At 75.8% G+C, this 19,913-nt stretch carries 20 protein-coding genes; 15 read left to right on the forward strand and 5 right to left on the reverse strand.

Annotated features, from left to right (window positions below):
* Positions 1-20: 20 nt before the first annotated feature.
* Positions 21-161 carry a hypothetical protein gene (locus tag JOE68_RS30850; protein WP_239562113.1) on the reverse strand — a complete coding sequence of 47 codons (141 nt, stop codon included), beginning with the start codon at positions 159-161 and terminating at the stop codon, positions 21-23.
* A gap of 64 nt (positions 162-225) precedes the next feature.
* Positions 226-1,149, reverse strand: coding sequence for an alpha/beta fold hydrolase (locus JOE68_RS03500; RefSeq protein ID WP_204840908.1), 924 nt, complete (start codon positions 1,147-1,149; stop codon positions 226-228).
* A 221-nt stretch (positions 1,150-1,370) separates the two neighbouring features.
* Between JOE68_RS03500 and JOE68_RS03505 the strand changes: the two genes are divergently transcribed.
* Positions 1,371-2,912 (forward strand): alpha/beta hydrolase, encoded by a 1,542-nt coding sequence (locus JOE68_RS03505; RefSeq protein ID WP_204840909.1) that lies wholly within the window; start codon positions 1,371-1,373, stop codon positions 2,910-2,912.
* A gap of 40 nt (positions 2,913-2,952) precedes the next feature.
* On the opposite strand, the gene JOE68_RS03510 is transcribed toward JOE68_RS03505, so the two are convergent.
* Positions 2,953-3,357 carry a hypothetical protein gene (locus JOE68_RS03510; RefSeq protein ID WP_204840910.1) on the reverse strand — a complete coding sequence of 135 codons (405 nt, stop codon included), beginning with the start codon at positions 3,355-3,357 and terminating at the stop codon, positions 2,953-2,955.
* A 586-nt stretch (positions 3,358-3,943) separates the two neighbouring features.
* Between JOE68_RS03510 and JOE68_RS32115 the strand changes: the two genes are divergently transcribed.
* The 11 genes from JOE68_RS32115 to JOE68_RS03565 all read left to right on the forward strand — a co-directional run bounded on the left by JOE68_RS32115 (position 3,944) and on the right by JOE68_RS03565 (position 14,149).
* Positions 3,944-5,227 (forward strand): cytochrome P450, encoded by a 1,284-nt coding sequence (locus tag JOE68_RS32115; protein WP_204840911.1) that lies wholly within the window; start codon positions 3,944-3,946, stop codon positions 5,225-5,227.
* Positions 5,224-5,484: an acyl carrier protein gene (locus JOE68_RS32120; RefSeq protein WP_204840912.1), complete on the forward strand. Its 261-nt coding sequence runs from the start codon at positions 5,224-5,226 to the stop codon at positions 5,482-5,484. The genes JOE68_RS32115 and JOE68_RS32120 overlap by 4 nt, the downstream gene beginning before the upstream one ends.
* Positions 5,484-5,738, forward strand: a complete 255-nt coding sequence (locus tag JOE68_RS03525; protein WP_204840913.1) for a phosphopantetheine-binding protein — start codon at positions 5,484-5,486, stop codon at positions 5,736-5,738. Before JOE68_RS32120 ends, JOE68_RS03525 begins: the two co-directional genes overlap by 1 nt.
* On the forward strand, positions 5,735-6,997 hold the full coding sequence (locus JOE68_RS32125) for a hydroxymethylglutaryl-CoA synthase family protein (RefSeq protein WP_204840914.1): 1,263 nt from the start codon (positions 5,735-5,737) through the stop codon (positions 6,995-6,997). Before JOE68_RS03525 ends, JOE68_RS32125 begins: the two co-directional genes overlap by 4 nt.
* Complete coding sequence (locus tag JOE68_RS03535) at positions 6,994-7,740, forward strand: enoyl-CoA hydratase/isomerase family protein (protein WP_204840915.1); 747 nt, start codon at positions 6,994-6,996, stop codon at positions 7,738-7,740. The genes JOE68_RS32125 and JOE68_RS03535 overlap by 4 nt, the downstream gene beginning before the upstream one ends.
* Entirely contained in the window at positions 7,737-8,513 is a 777-nt protein-coding gene (locus tag JOE68_RS03540; protein ID WP_204840916.1) for a polyketide synthase, read from the forward strand. The genes JOE68_RS03535 and JOE68_RS03540 overlap by 4 nt, the downstream gene beginning before the upstream one ends.
* A 97-nt stretch (positions 8,514-8,610) precedes the next feature.
* Positions 8,611-9,498 (forward strand): ACP S-malonyltransferase, encoded by an 888-nt coding sequence (locus JOE68_RS03545; protein ID WP_204840917.1) that lies wholly within the window; start codon positions 8,611-8,613, stop codon positions 9,496-9,498.
* Entirely contained in the window at positions 9,495-11,306 is a 1,812-nt protein-coding gene (locus tag JOE68_RS03550; protein WP_204840918.1) for a beta-ketoacyl [acyl carrier protein] synthase domain-containing protein, read from the forward strand. Before JOE68_RS03545 ends, JOE68_RS03550 begins: the two co-directional genes overlap by 4 nt.
* Before the next feature lie 88 nt (positions 11,307-11,394).
* Entirely contained in the window at positions 11,395-11,634 is a 240-nt protein-coding gene (locus JOE68_RS03555) for an acyl carrier protein (RefSeq protein ID WP_204840919.1), read from the forward strand.
* On the forward strand, positions 11,631-12,857 hold the full coding sequence (locus JOE68_RS03560) for a beta-ketoacyl-[acyl-carrier-protein] synthase family protein (RefSeq protein WP_204840920.1): 1,227 nt from the start codon (positions 11,631-11,633) through the stop codon (positions 12,855-12,857). The genes JOE68_RS03555 and JOE68_RS03560 overlap by 4 nt, the downstream gene beginning before the upstream one ends.
* Positions 12,858-13,534: 677 nt before the next feature.
* The gene (locus tag JOE68_RS03565) at positions 13,535-14,149 is read left to right on the forward strand and encodes a flavodoxin family protein (protein ID WP_204840921.1); all 615 of its coding nucleotides are present in this window, start codon (positions 13,535-13,537) and stop codon (positions 14,147-14,149) included.
* 405 nt (positions 14,150-14,554) lie between these two features.
* On the opposite strand, the gene JOE68_RS03570 is transcribed toward JOE68_RS03565, so the two are convergent.
* Positions 14,555-14,971 (reverse strand): universal stress protein, encoded by a 417-nt coding sequence (locus JOE68_RS03570; protein WP_204840922.1) that lies wholly within the window; start codon positions 14,969-14,971, stop codon positions 14,555-14,557.
* 479 nt (positions 14,972-15,450) lie between these two features.
* On the opposite strand from JOE68_RS03570, the gene JOE68_RS03575 reads away from it, so the two are divergent.
* Both JOE68_RS03575 and JOE68_RS03580 read left to right on the forward strand, forming a co-directional pair.
* On the forward strand, positions 15,451-16,203 hold the full coding sequence (locus tag JOE68_RS03575; RefSeq protein ID WP_204840923.1) for a phosphatase PAP2 family protein: 753 nt from the start codon (positions 15,451-15,453) through the stop codon (positions 16,201-16,203).
* 186 nt (positions 16,204-16,389) lie between these two features.
* Positions 16,390-17,187 (forward strand): class II aldolase/adducin family protein, encoded by a 798-nt coding sequence (locus tag JOE68_RS03580; protein ID WP_204840924.1) that lies wholly within the window; start codon positions 16,390-16,392, stop codon positions 17,185-17,187.
* A 12-nt stretch (positions 17,188-17,199) separates the two neighbouring features.
* Here JOE68_RS03580 and JOE68_RS03585 read toward each other — a convergent pair whose 3' ends face one another.
* A complete protein-coding gene (locus tag JOE68_RS03585) occupies positions 17,200-17,574 on the reverse strand; it encodes a MerR family transcriptional regulator (RefSeq protein ID WP_204845893.1) in 375 nt (124 codons plus the stop codon).
* Positions 17,575-17,959: 385 nt separating this feature from the next.
* Here JOE68_RS03585 and JOE68_RS03590 point away from each other — a divergent pair, with 385 nt between their 5' ends.
* Positions 17,960-19,468: a SulP family inorganic anion transporter gene (locus tag JOE68_RS03590; protein WP_372443266.1), complete on the forward strand. Its 1,509-nt coding sequence runs from the start codon at positions 17,960-17,962 to the stop codon at positions 19,466-19,468.
* The last annotated feature ends 445 nt before the right edge of the window (positions 19,469-19,913 follow it).

A 19,913-nucleotide genomic window follows, 5' to 3' on the forward strand; every position in this document is an offset into this window, starting at 1 on the left:
TCAGCCGACCCGCGACCTGCTCAACCCCCGCCCCTGATCGCCGTGCGCTCCACCGGGAACCGGTTGTCCGACAGGTGGTCCACCGCCCGTTCGGCTTCCGCGCAGGTGCCGTGGGAGCCCACCACCTGCCCCGGACCGGTTCCCCGCTGTGGTCGGGTCACCGCACCCGGCTCCTCGGCCTCGTCCGCGCTCCCGCCGCGCGCTCGGCTTCCCCGCTCCGGGGGTTCAACCGCGGGGCGCGCGCCGGGCGTCGGCTCGTGCGGCCGGCGGGCCGCCCACCGCGGCGGCGCTCGCCCGCAGCGCGAGCATCGCCGCGGCGACCTCGTCGGCGGCCGGGTCGGGGATCGCGGTCGAGGCCGCGTCGAGCACCAGCAGCCGCGCGCCGGGGATCTCGCGGGCCAGCGCCTCGCCGTTGCCGAGCGGGAAGAACGGGTTGCGGCGGCCGTGCACCACCAGCGTCGGCAGGGCGAGGCCGGGCAGGCGTTCGCGCCAGCGCGGCGTGCAGTCGAGCCGGGAGAACACCATGCCCAGCTGGTTCGCCATCGCGACCGCGGGCCGCGTGCTCGGCGTGCGGTCGAAGACGCGCTCGGCGGTCGCGCGCGCGGCCGCGGGGTCGTCGCCGAGGACCTCGGCGCCGGCGGCGGCGAACCGCGCCACGGCCGCGCGGTCGGACCAGTCGGGCAGCGGCAGCGCGAACCTCCGCCGCATCGTCTCCGCGTCGTGGTCGGGCAGGTCGTCGTCGACCGGGCCCGGCGCGACGGGCCGCGTCCCGACGAGGGTCAGCGCCGAGAACGCGTCCGGGTGGTCGAGCGCGGCGACCTGGGCGACCATCCCGCCGACGCCGATGCCCGCCAGGTGCGCCGGCCGGTCGTCGAGCCCGCGGGCGAGCGCGGCGGCGTCGGCGGCGAGGTCGCACAGCGCGTACGCCGGCGCCTCGGGGTCGACGGTGGTCGACGCGCCGGCGTCGCGCAGGTCGTAGCGCACGACGTGCCGCCCGCCGCGGGCGAGGGCCCGGCAGAGCGCGTCGGGCCAGGAGAGCATGGTCGTGCTGCCCGCGAGCAGCACGAGGGGCGCTGCCCCGTCACCGAAGTGCTCGACCCCGAGCGTGACGCCGTCGGGCGTGCGGAACGACCGGACCGTCGAGGACATCGTCAACTCCAGGGCAGCTGAGGGGGACCGCGGCACACCCTACGGGCGGGCACCGACAATCCGGCTCGACGCCCGCCGAGCCCGCCGCGCCGCCCCGGGCGGGATCGGCCGGTGGCCGCCACTCGCGCCGCGGAGTGGGTCCGTTGGGCCGATTGTGGCTTCCCGCGCGCTCCTGAACACTGCGTTGACCTGATCGGGTGATGGAATTCCGGAGGCGACCTGTGGGATCGACGGCCAGGGCACTGGGCGGTCTGGGGGCGGTGCTCGCCCTCGTCGCGGGGGCGGTGGTCCCGGGAGCGGCGGCGGTGGCCTCCGGCGCGCCGCAGGAGGACTTCCGGCCCGCCGCCGTCGACTGGGCCCCGTGCCCCGAACTGCCCGAGGTCGAGTGCGGCACGCTGCGGCTGCCGGTCGACTGGGCCAGGCCGCGCGGTGAGGCGTTCGACCTCGCCCTGGCCAGGCGCAGGGCGACGGACCCGGCCCGGCGCGTCGGCAGCCTGGTGATCCACCCCGGCGGTCCCGGGCCGTCCGGTGTCGAGTTCGCCTTCGCCGCGCCCCAGTGGTTCAGCCCGCGGCTCCTGGCCCGGTTCGACGTCGTCGGCTTCGACCCGCGCGGCGTCGGGCGCAGCGCGCCGATCACCTGCTCCGCCGACCTGATCGCCCGCGGCCCGTCGACCCGCCCCACGACGCAGGCCGGTTTCCAGGCGCTGGGCCGCCACAACCGCGACCTCGCCGCCGACTGCCGCGCGCGCAGCGGCCCGATCTTCGACCACGTCGACTCGGCGGCGGTGGCCGAGGACGTGGACGCGATCCGCCGGGCGCTGGGCGAGCGGAGGATCAGCTACTACGGCCTGTCCTACGGCACGCTGGTCGGGCAGCAGTACGCCGAGCGACACGGGCGCAACCTGCGCGCCATGGTCAACGACTCCAACCTCGACCACGGCCTGGACGCGTGGAGCTTCAACGAGGGCACGGCGAGGGCCGCCGAGGACTCGTTCCGCGAGTTCGCGAAGTGGTGCGGCGCCACGCCGTCCTGCGCGCTGCACGGCCGGGACGTCGGCGCGTTCTGGGACGACCTGATCGCCCGTGCCGACCGCGGCGAGGTCACCGAGCCCGGCGACCCCACCCGGCCGGTGCCGGCGAGCCGGATCGTCGACTACGCCCTGCTGTCCTTCTACGACCCGAGCTGGACCCAACTGGCGGAGTGGCTGCTCGCGCTCGCGCGCACCGCGCCGGCGGCGGTCCGGGCCGCCCCGGCGCAGCAGGAGGAGGCGGTGGCCTTCCCGTTCCCGGCGGCGTTCTGCCAGGACTGGCAGATCCGGCCGCGCTCGCTGCGCGAGTACACGAGCCTGCTGCGCCGCGCCGACCAGCTCGCGCCGCACATGTCCCGCGCCTTCCTCGGCCACCAGGTCGCGCACAGCTGCGTCGGCCTGCCCGACGCGACCAACCCGCAGCACCGGCCGCGGCTCGACGACGCGCCGAAGATCCTGCTGCTGAACAACCTGCACGACCCGTCGACCGGCTACGACTGGGCCAGGTCCCTGCACCGCCGGACCCGGGGCGCCACCGTGCTGCTCACCTACGAGGGCTGGGGCCACGGTTCCTACATCCGGACGGACTGCGTGCGCGACGCGGCCGACCGCTACCTGATCACCCTGGACCCACCGGCCGACGGCGCCCGCTGCGCGCCCGCCGAATCACCCGAGCTGCCCGTCCCGACCGCGGCGCGATCCGCGGCACCGCGCCCGGCCCCCGTCGGCCGGTAGCGTCCACGGAGGACGGTTCCGGGCGGGCTCGGGCGCAGCCCTACTCCATGCCCTGGTAGTGCTGCACCACCTTGCCGCCCGCGTCGATGGTGAACGTCGCCGTGGCGATCGTCCCGTCGAGGTGCTTGAAAGCGGGCGAGGTACTGCGGACCGTGACCGAGCACTTCCACTTGATCCCGCCGCCGTCGGGGCGCCCCACCGCCGTGCCCTGGCAGGTGGCGACGTCGCCGCCGTCGGCGGCGGTCACGACGCTGTGGGCCGAGCCCAGCAGGAACCCGCCCTCCTGCGCCCTGGACACGTAGGTGATCACGTCGGTGACCTCCCGGCCGTCGAACGTGCCCCCGCCCGCGTAGGAGTACTCGACGTTGGCCCGGCCGTCCTCCGCCGGCAGCACCCGGGTCGCGGTGATGCTCCCGGTCAACTCGGCGGTGAATTTCCTGCCCATGACTACCTCCGGTTCGAAAGCGGGACCTCACCCAGGCAACCACCCGCGATCGACGCGGTGCAATTCGGCGGGAGAGGTGCACTCGAACAGCCGAGCAGCGGAGTCCGTTCGGGAATTTTGTCGCCACTGACGTCCGGGGCACCGCGGAAGGGTTGCGGAGGGACGTCCGCCGGGCCGCGGAAGGCACAGCGTGCCGCTGGCGGAGGAATGCGCCCCGACGCATTGGACCCTGTGGGTGACCAGTGCGGTTTTCGACCACACGGTCGGACAAATCCCTGGTCACCCTGCGCGCCAGGGCCCGTTCACCGCTCCGGCGCAGTTGCCGTTCCGCGCAGCGGAACCATTCGCACTCGCCTGGACCGCGGACGGGGGCGGGCCCGTCGGAATCGCCGCGTCTTCCGCCCCACCGGGAAGAGGGCCGGGTGTTCCGACGCGCGGAACGATTGCTTGGCCGCGACACCGCGGCGAAATACGATCCGACTGCCGGCCCGCGCTGCGCCACTCGCGGAGCGCATTCTCGCCATTCCACCCGGGAGGAACGCCACCGATGCCGCCGGACTGCTGCGACGAATGCGACCGCTCCGCCGTGGATTTCGGTGACGCCGCGCTGTACGCGAACGGCCACCCCCACGCGGTGCTGGAGGGGTTGCGCGCTGCGGCGCCGGTGCACCGGTTGTCCTCGCCCGCGCTCGGGCACGACTTCTGGGGCGTGTTCCGCGCCGAGCAGGCGCGGGAGGTCCTGGCCGACGACAGGACCTTCGTCTCCGGCCTGGGCGTGTTCCCGTGGAACGGGCCGCACAACCCCGACCCGCTACGCGGCAGCATCCTCATCGCCTCCGACGGCGCGCGGCGCGCCACGGTGCGCGCCGCCGTGGCGGGGCTGTTCACCCGCCAGGCCGTCGAGTCGCGCCGCCCCGGGCCGGCCGCGCTGTTCGAGCGGTTGCTGGCGCCGCGGCTCGACGGCGGAGCGTTCGACTTCGGCTCCGACGTCGCCCGGCCCGCGGCCATGGCCGCGGTGGCGGACCTCGTGGGGCTCCGGGCCGAGCACGCCGCCCGGGTGGACGAGCAGGTCGCGGGCGTCCTCGGCGACACCGGCCCGGTCGAGGGCGTGCGCGGCGACCGGGCCGCTGCCGGTGGCGCGTTCGCCCGTGCGGCGCAGGTGCTCGACGAGGCCGTGGCGGAGCGCCGCGGCGCCGACGCGGACGACGTCATCGGCGCGCTGGAACGCGCCCGCCGCAGCGGCTCGCTGTCCCGGCGGGACGTGCTGTCCAACCTGATCGGCGTCGTCGTGGGCGGCACCGAGGCACCGCGCCTGGTGCTGACCGGTGTCGCCGTGGTGCTCGCCCACCGGCCGGACTGGCACGACCGGCTGCGCGAGGACCCGGCCCTGCTGCCCGGCTTCGTCGACGAGGCGCTGCGCTGGACGGCCCCGACGACGATGGTGGGCCGCACCGCCGCTCGGGACGTGCGCCTCGGGGGCAGGCAGGTCCGCCGGGGTGACGTGGTGCGCGTCATGCTCGCCTCGGTGTGCCGCGACCCGGCGCTGCACCCCGACCCCGGCACGTTCGACCCCCGGCGGGCGGGGCGCGCCGATCTCGCCTTCGGGCACGGGCCGCACCGCTGCCTCGGCGCGGCGCCGGCCAGGGCGCAGGTGGCCGCGCTGCTGGAAACCCTGGTGCGGCTGGACGCCCGGCTCGTGCCCGCCGGTCCGACCACCGGCGCCCGGTCCAACGCCTTCTCCGGTCACCTCGACGCACGCCTGGTGCTGCGCCGCGGCGCCCGCCGACCGGACCCCACCGCCCCCGACGCCGACCCGGCCCGCTCACCGGGCGGGCGGAGGACCGACACCGACCAGGAGGCCACCCCGTGACCACCCGACCGACCGGCGCCGGCACGCAGGACGAAATCGTCGCCGTGCTGGCCTCGGTGCTGCTGCTGGAACCCGAGCAGGTCGACCGCTCGCTGCCGTTCGTGGACATCGGCCTGGACTCCATCCTGGCCGTGGAGTTCGTCACCGCGCTGCGCGCCGGGTTCAGCGGCGACATCTCGCTGGACACGCTCTACGCCCACCCCAGCGTGACGGAGCTGGCGGAGCACCTGGACCGCACGGCCACGCGGGTGCCCTGATGGCGGCGCCGACCCGGGACGAGGTGTTCGCCGTCCTCAAGGAGCAGGTGCTGGCCGTCGCACCGGACCTCGACCCGGTGGCCGTCGTGCCGGGCGCGAGCATGGCCGAGCTGGGGGTGGACTCCCTGGACCGGGTGGACGTCGTGGTCGCCGCGGTGGAGGCGCTGGGCGTCGACGCGCCGCTGCACGGCCTCGGCCGGGCGGCGAACCTCGGCGAGCTGACCGAGTTGCTGCGCGCGGGGGTCGCGCCGTGACCGCTGCCGACGGCGTCGGGGTCGGGGTCGGCGTCGAGGACATCGGGGCCTACTTCGGCACCGCGAGCGTCGAGGTCGCCGACCTGTTCGCCGCGCGCGGCCTGGACCGCTCCCGCCTGCCGAACCTGATGATGCGGCGCAAGAGCGTCGCCCTGCCGTGCGAGGACGTCGTCTCCTACGCGGTCAACGCGGCCCGCCCGGTGCTGGAGCGGCTGGGCGAGGAGGGGCGCGCCGAGGTCGAGACCCTGGTCGTCGCCACGGAGAGCGGCGTCGACCTGGCGAAGTCGGCCGCCGCCTTCGCGCACGGCTTCCTCGACCTGCCCCGGACGTGCCGGCTGTTCGAGGTCAAGCAGGCGTGCCACGGCGGGGTGGCGGCGCTGCAGGTCGTCGCCGCCACCCTCGCGGCGGACCCGCGGCGGCGCGGCAAGGCGCTCGTCATCGCCGGTGACCTCCCCCGGCCCGCGCGCCACAGCTACGCCGAGCCCAGCCAGGGAGCGGGCGCGATCGCCGTCCTGCTCGGCGAACCGCGCCTGGCCGCCTGGCACCCCGGCAGGCACGGCAGCCACAGCTTCGCCAACACCGACTTCGCCCGCCCCGCCGCGGACGTGGACGTGATCGACGTCGACCTGTCGATCATGTCCTACGTGGACTGCCTCCTGGAGTCCTACTCGGACTACGCGCGGAAGGAGGGTTCCGACTTCCGCTCCTCGTTCGGGGCCCTGGCGATGCACACGCCGTTCCCCGGCATGGTGCGGGGCGCGCACCGCACCGCCGCCCGGCGCCTGGCCGGCCTTGGCCGCGACGAGGCCGACGACGACTTCCGGCGCAGGGTGGAGGCGTCGGTGCTGGTGCCGCGCGAGGTCGGCAACATCTACTCGGGGTGCGCGCTGATGGCCGCGGCCAGCTCCCTGCGCCACCACTCGACGCCGACCGGCCACGAGCTCGGCCTCTACTCCTACGGGGGCGGCTGCTCCTCGGAGTTCGTCGGCCTCACCGCGGCCGGCGACACCGCGCTGGCCCCGTTCGCCGGGCAGCTCGACGACGCCCTCGCCGCACGCGTCCCGATCCCCGTCGACCGCTACGACGCCGTGCTGGACCGCGCCGGCAGCACGGTCCTGGGCGCCAGGACCGTCGACGCCGGGATCGACGCGCACGCCGACCTCATCGCCGGCGCGCGACGAGCCGGCCCGCTGCTCATGCTCGACTCCATCGACGACCACCGGCGGACCTACCGCTGGTGCGGCCGGGACGCGCCGTGAGGACCGGCGGCGCGGTGCGGGCGACCCGCAAGCCGGGGCACCTGCTGGTCGAGCTGGTCGGCGAGGGCACGCGCAACGCCCTGACCCCCGAACTCGTCGCGGCGCTGCACGGGGTCCTGGACCGCGCGGAGGCCGACCCGGACTGCCGGCTCGTCGTGTTCGCCGCGACCGGCGAGGCGTTCTGCGCGGGCAGCCACCTCGCGCAGCTCGACGCCGAGCGGTTCCGGGGGCTCAGCACCGGCTTCTGGGAGCTGCTGCGCCGGATCTCGGGCAGCAGGCTGCCCGCCGTCGCCCTGGTCGAGGGCTGGGCCGCGGGCGGCGGTGTCGGGCTGGCCGCCGCGTGCGACGTGGTGATCGCCGCGCCCCCCGTGACCTTCCGGCTCACCGAGGTGTGCTTCGGGATGCTGCCGACGATCGTCATGCCGTGGGTCGCGCGCCGCGTGGGCGAGCACCGGGCCCTGCGGCTGGCGCTCCTCGCCGAGCGGCTCACCGCCGCCGACGCGCAGCGCTGCGGCCTGGTCGACGTGGTCGACGACGCGCCCCGGCAGGCGCTGCGCCGGGTGCTGGCCGCCGTGCGCCGGTCCGACCGCGACACGCTCGGCGACCTCAAGGACGTGCACCGGGTGCTGTTCCCCGTCGACAACCGCTACGGGCTGCTCGCCGAACGCGTGTTCGGCGCCCGCATCGACGACCCGAAGGTCTCCGCGCGCATCCGCGCGCTGGTGGAGGAAGGTCTGCTGTGACCGGTGACCGGGAGTTCGGCGCCATCTCCGTGCAGTTCGGCGCGCCGCTGGCGACGGTGCGGTTCGCCGACCGCGCGCACGGCAACACCTTCCGCCGCGAGTGGCTGGACGACCTGGTCGCCGCGGTGGACGCCGCCACCGCCGCACCCGGGACGCGCGTCGTCGTGGCCGCCGGGCTGCCCTCGGTGTTCTGCGCGGGCGCCACCAAGGACACCCTGGTGGGCATCGCCGACGGGCTGCCGCTGCCGGAGTACCGGCGCTTCGCGCGGGTGTTCGCCACCAGCCCGGTGCCCGTGGTGGCCGAGATGCAGGGCCACGCCCTGGGCGGCGGGTTGGTGCTGGGCCTGTACGCCGACGTGGCGGTGCTGAGCGAGCGGTCCTACTACGCGGCCAACTTCCTGCAGTACGGCGTGGCCCCGTACGTCGGCGCCACCTACGTCGTCCCGGCCCGGATGGGCGAGGCCCTGGGCACGGAGATGCTGCTGACGGCCCGCGGCTACCGGGGCGCCGAGCTCAAGCGGCGCGGCTGCGGGGTGGCCGTGGTCGCGCACGACGACGTGCCGGCGCACGCCCGGGACATGGCGCTGACCATCGCCCGCACGCCCCGCGCCGGCCTGGAACTGCTCAAGCAGGAGCTGAGCCGCAAGTGCTTGCTCGCCTCGGACGCGGCGATGGACCTGGAACTGGGGCCGCACCTGGCGTCGCGCGCGCTCGCCGACGTCGCCGCCCTCGCCGAGAGGAGCTACGGCGTGCTGCGCACGGTGGACCGATGAGCACGTCGCCGGGGTGGTCCGGCGGTGCGGCGCCCCGGCCGCCGGACCGGCGCCTCCCCCGCCCTCACCGCGGGCCGCGACCGACCGGGGCCCGGCGGTGACCGTCGGGCTGCCCTTCCCCGGCCGGGGTTCGCCCGGGGCGGGCCCGGGGCTCGACCTGCTCGACCGGTTCGCCGGCCTCGCCTCGCAGCGCCCCGGCCCGGTCCTGCGCGAGGTGCGGGCCGACGGGCGGCGGCTCGCGCGCACCCGCCGCGCCCGGCCCGCCGCGCACGTGGTGGACGCGCCGGCGCGGCGGGCCGCCCGCGAGGGGGGCTCGGCCCCCGACGTCGTGCTCGGCCACAGCCCCGGTGGGCACGACGCGCCGGGGGCCGGCGCGTCCGGCTTCGCCGACGACCTCGACCCGGTGCGCCGCCGGGCGGGCACCACCGCGGCGTCGCCCGGCGGCGCGGTGACCGCCGTCCGGGCTCCAAGCGGGGACGCCCTGCGCGACCCCTTCGCCCCGGCCGGCCCGGAGGGGGTCGAACCGGCCGGCCTCGACACGCCCGTCCCGGCCGTCCCGGCCGCTTCCCGCGACGGGGTCGCCGCGGCGGAGGAGCCGGCGCGGCCCCCGCGCGCGGTGGACGCGCGGCGGCTGCCGGTCGCCGGCGCCTTCCACAGCAGCCGCACGCGGGCGGCTGCCCGGCGCTTCACCGACGTGCTCGCGGCGTCCCCCCTCCGCCCGCCGGGCGCCCCGGTCGTCGCCGACCCCGCGGCGCGACCGCACACCGCCGGCACCGCGGCGACGCCGACCACCCGGTCGCGCCACCCCGTGCGCCGGCGCGGAGCCGTGCCGCGGGTGGTGCGGCGGCACCCGGACCCCCGGTTCCACCGGCCGGGGCCGAGCCGGGCCCCGGCGCGGGCGCCGCGGCAGGACCCCGGCGTCGCCCCGAGCGCCGCGCCGCCACCGCCCGGCCGGGCCGCCGCGACCGCGAAGCGGCGGCGATGAGCGCCGCGGGAGCGGCGCCGGTGGCCGTCGTGGGCATGGCCGCGCGGGTGCCCGGCGCGGACGACGCCGAGGCGTTCTGGCGCCTGCTGGTGAGCGGCGCCCGCACCGGTCGCCCCGCACCCGCCGACCGGCTGCTGGGCTACCGCCCCGACCTCGCGGGCGTCGCCGACCCCGTGGTGTCCCTGCTGCCCGACGTGGGCGAGTTCGAGCCGGGCCTGTTCGGGATCACCCCCCGCATGGCGGCCTGGCTGGACCCGCAGCAGCGCCTCGTGCTGGAGTCCGCGTGGCACGCGCTGGAGTCGGCGGGCATCGCGCCGGCCACCCTCGCCGGACGGGACGTCGGGGTCTTCGTCGCCACGACCGGCGCCGACATGCGCGACCGGATGGCCGGCCTGCACGTCGTGGACCGCTACAGCGCCATCGGCCTGCTGTCCGCGTTCACCGCCAACCGGGTCTCCCACCAGTTCGACCTGCGCGGGCCCAGCGTCACGGTGGACGCGGCCTGCGCGGGCGGGTTGACCGCCGTCACCCAGGCGGTGTCCGGCCTGCGCGCCGGCGAGTTCGGGACGGCGCTCGTCGGCAGCGCCAACGTCCTGCTGCACGGCCACATGCAGGCCGTCATGCAGCGCTTCGGCGCGTTGTCCCCCACCGGTTCGGCCCGGTGCTTCAGCGCCGACGCCGACGGGTACGTCCGCGGCGAGGGCGTGTTCTGCTTCGTGCTCAAGCTGCTGGCCGACGCCGTGTCGGACGGCGACCCGGTGCTCGCGGTGATCCGCGGCTGCGCGCTCAACCACGACGGCCGGCGCGGCACCCTGACCCGCTCCGACCCCGGCTCGCAGGTCGAGCTGCTGGGCCGCGCGCTGGCCCAGGCCGGCTGGGAGCCGGCCGAGCTGGGCTACGTCGAGTCGCACGCGGCGGGCACGGGCAAGGGCGACCCGATCGAGGTCCGCGCGGTGCTGGAGCTGCTGCGCTCCCGGCCGGGGCCGCCCGCGGCGGCCGGTCCCGGCGGCAAGCTGTGGATGGGGTCGGCGAAGGGCGGCATCGGCCACCTCGAAGGGGCGGCGGGGGCCGCCGGTCTGGCCAGGGCCGTGCAGGTCCTGCGGCACCGGGTGATCCCGCCGACGCCGGGGATCTCGGCGCTGCACCCGGACATCCCCGCCGACCGCCACCCGGTGGAGATCGCTTCGGCAGCCGTGCCCTGGCCGGACGGGGCGCCGCGGCGGGTGGGCGTCACGGCGCTGGGGGTGGGCGGCGCCAACGCGCACGTCGTGCTGGAGGAGGCCCCCGTGCTGCCCGGCGCCGGCCGGCGGCGTCCCGGGCGGTGGCCGGTCCCGGTGAGCGCCCGCACCGCCAACAGCCTCGCCCGCCTGGCCGCGGGCCTGGCCGACCTGCTCACCGGCGCGCCCCCCTCCGCCCCGCCGCCGCCCGACTTCCCGGCCGCGGTGTGGACGCTGCAGACCGGTCGGGCCGGCCTGGCGCGGCGCGCGGTGGTGGCGGCCTCCGGCCCGCGGGAGTTCGGCGACGCCGTCGGGGCGCTCGCCCGCGGTGAGCCGCACCCGCTGGTCTTCCGCCCGGACGACGCCGACCGGCGCCGCCTGGTCGACGTGGGGCTGGCCGCGGGCGAGGCGGCCATGGCGGAGCGGTGGCTGGGCGGTGCGGTGGTCGACTGGGCCGCGCTGTGGCCGCACGACCGGAGGCCGCGCCGCGTCCCGCTGGTCGCCTACCCGTTCGACCGGGTCCCGTGCTGGCCGGAGGAGGCCGGTCCGCTCCCCCGCGACCGCGCCGACGCGCCCCGGGAGGACACGTGAGCGCACTGCGGGCCCCGCCCGGGGCACGACCCCCCGCTCGGCAGCGGCACCCCGTCCGACCGACCCCCTCGTGGAAGCGAGTTGCGCCGTGAACACCATCTTCCAGCGAATCGGCGAGATCCTCGTGGGCGACTTCGACGTCGCCCCGGACGCCCTGCGCGAGGACGCCTCCTGGGAACAGCTGGACCTCGACTCGCTGGCCCGGGTGGAGCTGGGCGAAGTGCTCGGCGACGACTTCGGCGTCGACATCGCCGACGACGAGTTCGCCCGGCTGCGGACGCTCACCGAGGTGGTCGCGCTGCTGCGCGCCAAGGGGGCTACCGGATGAGGAGCGGGTTCGCCGCCGTCGTCACGGGGCTGGGCGTGGTCAGCCCCGCCGGGCACGGGGTCGCCGACAACTGGGCCGCGGTCGTGCGCGGCGACCCCGTCGCCGCGGCGCACCCCGACCTGGCGGGGCTGCCCGTCGACGTCGCCTGCCGCGTGCCGGCCTTCGACGCCGCACGGGCGTTCGGCGCGCAACGGGCCCGCGGCACGGACCGCTACGCCCAGCTCGCCCTGCTGGCCGCCCGCGAGGCCGTGGCCGACTCCCGGCTCGACACCGGCTCGTGGGACGCCGCGCGCGTGGCGGTCGTCCTCGGCACCGCCGCGGCGGGCACGGCGACCGCGGAGGAGCAGCAGGCCCGCCTGCTGGACCGGGGGGCGCACCGGGTCTCGGCGGCGACCCTGCCGATGGCCCTGTCGAACGTGGCGGCGGCCCGGGTGGCGATGGAGTTCGGGGCGCGCGGGCCGAGCCTGTCGGTGTCCACCGCGTGCGCGTCGGGCGCCACCGCCATCGGCGTGGGGCGGGACCTGCTGCGCACCGGCACGGTGGACGTGGTGATCGCCGGTGCGGCCGACGCCGCGGTGACCCCGCTGTACATCGGCGCGTTCCACCGGATGCGGGCGCTCTCGCGCGGGCGGCCCGACCCGTCGACCGCCTCCCGGCCGTTCGACCGGGAACGCGACGGGTTCGTGCTCGGCGAAGGCGCGGGGGTGCTGGTGCTGGAGACCGAGCGGCACGCCGCCGGGCGCGGCGCACGGGTCCTCGGTTCGGTCCGCGGCCACGGCGCCACGTGCGACGCGCACCACATCACCGCGCCCGACCCCGAGGGCACGGGCGCGGAGCAGGCGATGCGCGCGGCGCTGCGCGACGCCGGGGTCGACGCCCGCGAGGTCGGCTACGTCAACGCGCACGGCACGTCGACGCGGCTCAACGACGCCGTCGAGGCCGCGGTCGTGCACCGCGTCCTCGGCGGTGGGGCGGCGGTCAGCTCGACCAAGGGCGTCATCGGGCACCCGCTGGGCGCCGCCGGCGCCATCGAAGCGGTCTACTGCGTGCTGGCGCTGCGCGAGGGGCGGCTGCCGCCGACCGCCAACTTCGTCGAGGGGGATCCCGGGATGGCCCTGGACCTGGTGACCGGCGCCGCCCGCGACCGCCGGACCTCGGTGGCGCTGAGCAACTCGTTCGGGTTCGGCGGCCACAACGCCGTGCTGCTGTTCACCTCGGAGTGATGGCCGGGCGGGCCGGCCTCGGCGACCCGTTCCGCCGCGGGGCGGGGTTCGGCGGACGTTGTGCGCGCAGGTCGCGTTGTCGGTGTCGAGGGTGCGGCTGTCGAGCAGGGCCCGTCGGTCCACCCGGGGTCGTCGCCGACCCGGGGTGGACCGCGGCGCCGGCCTCCGTCCCGGAGACCCCGAACGCGCCCGGCACCTCCGCGGTGGCACCCGGCGTCACCGACACCCGAAAGGACTTCCGCACGACGTCGCCCCGTGAAGTCGACGGGGAACCGGGCAGGCCCGACGGCCCGGACCGGGAAGGCGTGGAACACCCCGCGCCGCGTCGACGGGCGCCTGAACCCCGCGTGCCCTCTCTGCCTCTCGAACGGGTGATGGCGACCGCCTTCGTCACGCGTCGGCCGCGTCGCCCCGATCGTCGCGCTCCTCGAGATCGCCGGTCGGCTCGTCCCCAGGCAGCGAGGCCCTCCTCCTGCTCGGTGGCCGGCTTCGCCAGGCCGGCGCGCACGGCTTCCTCCTCGGGTCCGGCCCCGTCGATGTCCTCCATACCGGTCCGACACCCGGCCGGAGGTGCCGAAACACAGGGATTGCGCCGAGCTGCGCGGGCGTTGCACACCATAGGTGGTCGGTGCGCCTGGCCGTGGGTTGGAGCCGCGCGACGGGGGTAGCACCACCGTATGACTTCTTCGCTGACCGCACTCGCGTTGACCTGCACGCTCAAGCCCTCGCCCGCGCCGTCGAGCAGCGACAGGATCGCCCGGCAGGTGCTGGACGAGCTCGCCGCGCACGGCGTGGAGGGCGACGTCATCCGGGTGGTGGACTTCGACGTGCGCCCCGGGGTGCAGACCGACATGGGCGAGGGCGACCAGTGGCCGCGCATCCGGGAGCGGATCCTGGCCGCGGACATCCTGCTGCTGTCCACCCCGACCTGGGTGGGACACCCCTCCAGCGTCGCCCAGCGGGTCATGGAGCGGTTGGACGCGGAGCTGTCCGAGACCGACGACCAGGGCCGCCCGTCGATGTACGGCAAGGTCGCGGTGGTGGCGGTGGTGGGCAACGAGGACGGCGCGCACAAGATCATCGCCGACTGCTTCCAGGCGCTCGACGACATCGGCTTCACCATCCCCGCCAGTGGCGGGACGTACTGGAACTCCGAGGCGATGAACCCCAAGGACTACATCGAGCTGGAGCAGACCCCGGACCCGGTCGCCGCGACCAACAAGAAGCTCGCGAGCAACGCCGCCCACCTGGCGCGCTTGCTCAAGCAGTCCCAGTACCCGCCCGTCGACTGAGCCCGCCGCGGCGACGCGGCCGAGCCGGCGAAGGGCTCGGCGGAAGAGGGCTTCCCCGCCGCGCGAACCGGCCGGCGGGAACCCTACGAGCCCCCGGCGCGGGCCGCGACCGGCGACGCCCTCACCGCGCCGCCCGCGCCGGTCGGATCCGCTCGGGGCGTGGTCGGTGTCGTGCACGGCCATTTCTCCTTCGGATCGCGAGGGCTGCGCGAGCCCCCGCGATCCGCCTTCACCGGCGACGACGCATTCCCGGTGGCCATGGGTGGCGTCCCGGCCCCGGTCGCCGGCTCCGACCTGATCACGCGCGCCGAGGCGTGGAGCGCCCCATCGGCGCACCGGACGGCGCGGAGCGCAGCGAACGGCGGTGCGGCTCACCATCGCCGCCCGGGACGCCGTGAGCGGCGGTCAGGCCGCTCGTCGGCCTTCCGCCGGCACCACGACGACCGGGCACAGCGCGTGCTCCAGGCAGTGCCTGATCACCGACCCGAGGACGGTGACCCCGCCCCGGCTGTACCCGTGCCGGCCGAGCACCAGGCCGTCGGCTCCCCCCGCCAGCTCCACCAGCGCCGGGCCGGGTTCGCCGTCGAGCACCGACTCCTCCACGTGCACGCCCCCGCCCAGCCGCACCCGCGTGACGGCGTCATGCACCCTGCGCGAGCGGATCGCGTGGAAGACGTCCGCGCCGCCGTTGGGCGTCCGGATCCCGCACACCGAGACCGCCACCACGACCCCACCGGCCCGCGTGTGCCCCACCGCCCACTCCAAGGCCGCGGCACTGGCCGCCGAGTTGTCCATGCCGACGACGATCCGACCGGCCTCCATCACGCCTCCTCGCACGCGGCGCCCCGCCTCGGGCCCGCTCACCGAACCCCGACCACTCCCGACCCTCGCGTCGGCCCGGCCGGGCACCGCACCGGGACTCCGGAATGCGCAGCCCTGCCGGGACGCCGTCGAACGCGCACGAGAATGGTGGAACCGCCGCACATTCCCGTCGAGCCGCCGGCGACGATATTTACACTAATTTTATAACGCCCGCCGATCGAATAAAAAGAAGATCTACCAACCCTTCACACCCCTTTGACCCGCACACCGCCGAGCGTGCGGAGGCAACGGTCGAATACAAAGCGAGGAATCCTCCCGAAAAGCGCCCCCAGGTGCCCGGTCCCCGGCCCCGGTCCGGCGACGACCACACGATCAACACCGCGTTCGGCGTGAACCCGCAACCCGCGCAACCGCAGGGCAACGCTCCACCGAGCCTCCCGCAGGCACCCGCTCGCGCAACCGGCGTACCGTCACGGCGCGTGCCGCCCTTACCCTCCCGACCCGAACAGCCCGCGTGGTACCTCGAAGTTCCGCTGCTGATCGCCGGCTACATCGCGTTCGGCCTCGCCCGAGCGGCAGTCGACCGCGGCGAACCCGCGGCGACCGACAACGCCTTGAGGGTCCAGCGCCTGGAGCAACTCCTCCACATCGCGATCGAGCACCCGCTCAACAACGCGGTGCTCGCCCACCCCGCCGCGATCCACTCGACCGGCTACTTCTACCGCCTCAGCGTCCTGGCCGTGCCGGCCGTCCTGATCTGGCTCCGCCTCGCCCGGCGGACGCACTACGGCCACCTGCGGACCGCACTGGTCGTGACGATGCTCCTCGACCTGCCGCTCGTGTGGCTCTACCCGGAGGCCCCGCCGCGCTTCGCCCAACCCGGCATCGTCGACTACATGGCCACCCACGACATCCTCCACAGCGCCCAGTCCCGCGTTCCCCGTCCCGGCGTGAACCTGTTGGCGGCCATGCCGAGCATGCACGTCGCCTGGACGACCTGGTGCGCCTACGCCGTGTGGTCCGCCCTGCGCGACCGCGCTCCACGGGCCGCCCACGCGGCCTGGCTGTTCCCCTCGGCCACCGCGTTCGTCGTCCTCGTCACCGGGCACCACTACGTCCTGGACGTCCTGGCCGGTGTCGCCCTCGTGGCGGTCGCGGTCGCCTTGACCGGGTGGGTGACCCGGTGGTCGCGGCGGCGGTCGGGTGAATTTCTGCCCGCACTGAAGCAATAGTGCATAACATGAAAAGTTCTCACGACGAGGGGCCGCGCCCCTGCGGGGTGGCGCAGGCGGACGGGTGAATTTCCCCGGCGCCGAGCGGGAGCCCGGCGCCGGGGTGCGACGCTGAGGTGATCCGCGGACCGGGAGCCGGAACGGGATCGCACCGCACGACGTCGACGCGCGATGGGGGAATCCAGCATGACCGACACCACCGACGCTCCGGGGAGCTCGCTGGTCGACTCGGTGACCTACTCGACCGACACCCGCCGGCTGACGGTCGAGGAGGAGCGCGAGCACCGCACGAGCAGGCTCGTCGCGGCGGTGCGCACCTTCTCCGACCTCGGGTTCGACGAGGGGGTCGCCGGCCACATCACCGTGCGCGACCCGGAGGACCCCGAGTCGTTCTGGGTCAACCCCTACGGCGTGCACTTCTCCCTGGTGCGCCGGTCCGACCTGGTGCGGCTCGACGCCGACGGCCGGGTCGTGGCCGGGCGGCACCGGGTCAACAAGGCGGCGTTCGCCATCCACCACGCCATCCACCGGGCGCGGCCCGACGTCGTCGCGGCGGCGCACGCGCACACCGTGCACGGCCGGGCGTGGTCCACGCTCGGCCGGCCGGTCGCGCCGATCGTCCAGGAAGCCTGCGCGTTCCTGGACAACCACGCGGTCGTCTCCGACTACGGCGGGCTGATCACCGAGGACTCCGAGGCCGAGGCGGTCGTCAAGGGCCTGGGCCACCGCCGCGCGGTCACCCTCATGCACCACGGCAACATCACGGTGGGCGGCTCGGTCGAGGAGGCCGCGTGGTGGTTCGTCGTGCTCGACCGGTGCTGCCGGATCCAGCTGCTGGCCGAGGCGGCCGGCACCCCGGCCCGGATCCCGCCGGAGGGCGCCGCGCTGGCGGCCCGGCAGTTCGGCAGCCCCGCCAAGGCCCGCGTCAGCTTCGAGATGCTCTACCAGGTGGCGCTGGCCAAGCACCCCGACATGCTCGACTGAGCGGCCGGGCGCTCACGCCAGGTGGGCGCGCAGGGTGGCGGCGAAGTCCTCGGCGCGGGCCAGCTGGACGCGCAGCCTGTCGATCTGCTCGACGGCGGCGCGTTCGTAGCGGCGCACGCGCTCCAGCAGGGCCGCGCGCTCACCGGGGTCGAGGTCGCCGCCGCCGTCGAGGCGGTCGGTGGCCGCCAGCAGGTCGCGCATCTGGTCCAGGCTGAAGCCCAGCGGTTTCATCCGGCGGATCACCATGAGGCGGGCGACGTCGGCCTCGGTGTAGAGGCGGAAGCCGCCGCGGGAGCGCGCCGAGGGCACGACCAGGCCGGTCTCCTCGTAGTGGCGGATCGTGCGCAGGGACAGCCCGGTGCGCGCGGCGACCTCGCCGATCTGCATGTGGTCGTCGTCCACTTCCCGCGCCCTCGTCCCGCCGCCCCGCGGGACGTCCGACACACCCCGCACGAAACTACCCTAACGTCAGGGTAGAGTTCCCCGCGGCGATGGCGGCCGCCCGCCGTCGTGTCGGGGTCGGTGCCGCCTCCGGTCGAGAGTCGAATCGCGCAGGAGACGAGCGTGCCCGAACCCATGACGCCCGGCGCCGCGGCCTGTCCGCCGTGACGCCCGCGCCCTAGGAGTCCGGGGCGCCGCCCTGCCCTCCCCTGCCCTCCCCCTGCCGGCCCGTCCCGCACGGGCCCTCCTCGCGGGGCGCCGACCCGGTGCCGCCGCGTCCCACCGCGCGCCCCGCCGGGTGCGCGCCCGAGCACGACAGGTGCCTGTTCCCGTGCCCTTCCCCACCCCTTCGCCCGCGCCCGGACGCCTGCGCGCCCTGACACCCGACTGGCTGCGCGATCCCCGGGTCTGGCGCACCGAGGTCCTGGCCGGCCTCGTCGTCGCGCTGGCGCTGATCCCCGAGGCGATCTCGTTCTCCATCATCGCCGGTGTCGACCCCGCCGTGGGCCTGTTCGCCTCGTTCACCATGGCCGTGGTGATCTCCGTGGTCGGCGGTCGCCGCGCCATGATCTCCGCCGCCACCGGGGCGGTAGCCCTGGTCATCGCACCGCTCAACCACGAACACGGACTGGGCCACCTCGTCGCCGCGGTCATCCTCGCGGGCGTGTTCCAGGTCGTGCTGGGCGCGCTCGGCGTGGCCCGGCTGATGCGCTTCATCCCCCGCTCGGTGATGGTGGGCTTCGTCAACTCCCTGGCGATCCTGATCTTCCTGGCCCAGGTGCCGGAGCTGCGCGACGTCCCCTGGGCGGTCTACCCGCTCGTGCTCGGCGGCCTGGCGCTGATGGTGCTCTTCCCGAAGGTCACCACCGCGGTGCCCGCCCCGCTGGTCTCGATCCTCGCGCTGACCCTCATCACGATCGGCGCGGGCATCGCCGTGCCGACCGTCGGCGACAAGGGCTCGCTGCCCTCGTCGCTGCCCGTGCCGGGCCTGCCGGACGTCCCGCTCACCCTGGACACCCTGACCACCATCGCCCCCTACGCCTTCGCCATGGCGCTGGTGGGGCTGATGGAGTCGCTGATGACCGCCAAGCTGGTCGACGACATCACCGACACCCACTCCGACAAGACGCGCGAGTCCGTCGGCCAGGGCGTGGCCAACATCGTCACCGGGTTCTTCGGCGGCATGGGCGGCTGCGCGATGATCGGCCAGACGATGATCAACGTGAAGGTCTCCGGCGCCCGCACCCGCCTGTCGACCTTCCTGGCCGGGGTGTTCCTGATGGTGCTGTGCATCGCCTTCGGACCGGTCGTGTCCGACATCCCGATGGCCGCCCTCGTCGCGGTCATGGTCATGGTCTCGTTCGCGACCTTCGACTGGCACTCCGTCGCGCCGGCGACCCTGCGCCGGCTGCCGCTGGGCGAGATCGCCGTCATGGCGACCACGGTCGCCTGCGTGGTGATCACCCACAACCTCGCGATCGGCGTCGTCGTCGGCTCGGTCGCCGCGATGGTCGTCTTCGCCAAGCGCGTCGCCCACCTCGCCGAGGTCACCGCGGTCACCGACCCCGACGGGGGGACCGTGGTCTACCGGGTCACCGGCGAGCTGTTCTTCGCCTCCTCCAACGACCTCGTCGGCCGGTTCGACTACGCCGGCGACCCGCCCCGCGTCATCGTCGACCTGAGCGCGGCGCACGTCTGGGACGCCTCCTCGGTCGCCGCGCTGGACGCGATCGAGACCAAGTACGCCAGGCGCGGCAAGACCGTCGAGATCACCGGGCTCAACCCCCACAGCGCCCGCCTGCACCGCAAGCTCACCGGCGAGCTGACCGCGAACCACTGAGCGGGGACCACTGACCGCGAACCACCGGGCGACGGGCGGCACCGCCGCCGCGCCCCGGTCGCCCCGCGGCTCGGCGCTCGGGCGCGGGCTCGACTCCCACCAACCGGAGGCAGGGCAGCGGAAGGACCTCCGGGCGGCTCGGGCGCTGGCGGACGAAGCGCTCGAACGTGCGCGTGCCGCTCCCGGGCGTCGGCGCCACCACCGTCACGACCACCACCACCGACGACAGGAGGACCAGCAGCCCCGCCAACGCGATGCCCGGCCATCGCCCTCCCACAGCGCCTCCCCCGAATCCACGCCCGCCGGGCCGCCGCCCGCCGGGCCGGTGGACGCCCGGCAGGGCGCGGTCCTCGACGCGCCACCCTGGTCGGGGGACCGACCGGTCGCACCCGCCCCCCGACGTGGCCGCCCCTCCGGCCGGTCCCCCGCGACACCGCGGTGTCGA

Source organism: Saccharothrix algeriensis (genome assembly GCF_016907655.1).
GTDB classification, from domain to species: domain Bacteria; phylum Actinomycetota; class Actinomycetes; order Mycobacteriales; family Pseudonocardiaceae; genus Actinosynnema; species Actinosynnema algeriense.

Bases quoted from the DNA above. Each gene is read 5' to 3' on its own strand.
- JOE68_RS03565 (WP_204840921.1), top strand. From the start codon at position 13,535: ATGACTTCTTCGCTGACCGCACTCGCGTTGACCTGCACGCTCAAGCCC.
- JOE68_RS03510 (WP_204840910.1), bottom strand. From the start codon at position 3,357: ATGGGCAGGAAATTCACCGCCGAGTTGACCGGGAGCATCACCGCGACC.
- JOE68_RS03560 (WP_204840920.1), top strand. From the start codon at position 11,631: ATGAGGAGCGGGTTCGCCGCCGTCGTCACGGGGCTGGGCGTGGTCAGC.
- JOE68_RS03500 (WP_204840908.1), bottom strand. From the start codon at position 1,149: ATGTCCTCGACGGTCCGGTCGTTCCGCACGCCCGACGGCGTCACGCTC.
- JOE68_RS03570 (WP_204840922.1), bottom strand. From the start codon at position 14,971: ATGGAGGCCGGTCGGATCGTCGTCGGCATGGACAACTCGGCGGCCAGT.
- JOE68_RS03585 (WP_204845893.1), bottom strand. From the start codon at position 17,574: ATGCAGATCGGCGAGGTCGCCGCGCGCACCGGGCTGTCCCTGCGCACG.
- JOE68_RS03525 (WP_204840913.1), top strand. From the start codon at position 5,484: ATGGCGGCGCCGACCCGGGACGAGGTGTTCGCCGTCCTCAAGGAGCAG.
- JOE68_RS03580 (WP_204840924.1), top strand. From the start codon at position 16,390: ATGACCGACACCACCGACGCTCCGGGGAGCTCGCTGGTCGACTCGGTG.
- JOE68_RS03550 (WP_204840918.1), top strand. From the start codon at position 9,495: ATGAGCGCCGCGGGAGCGGCGCCGGTGGCCGTCGTGGGCATGGCCGCG.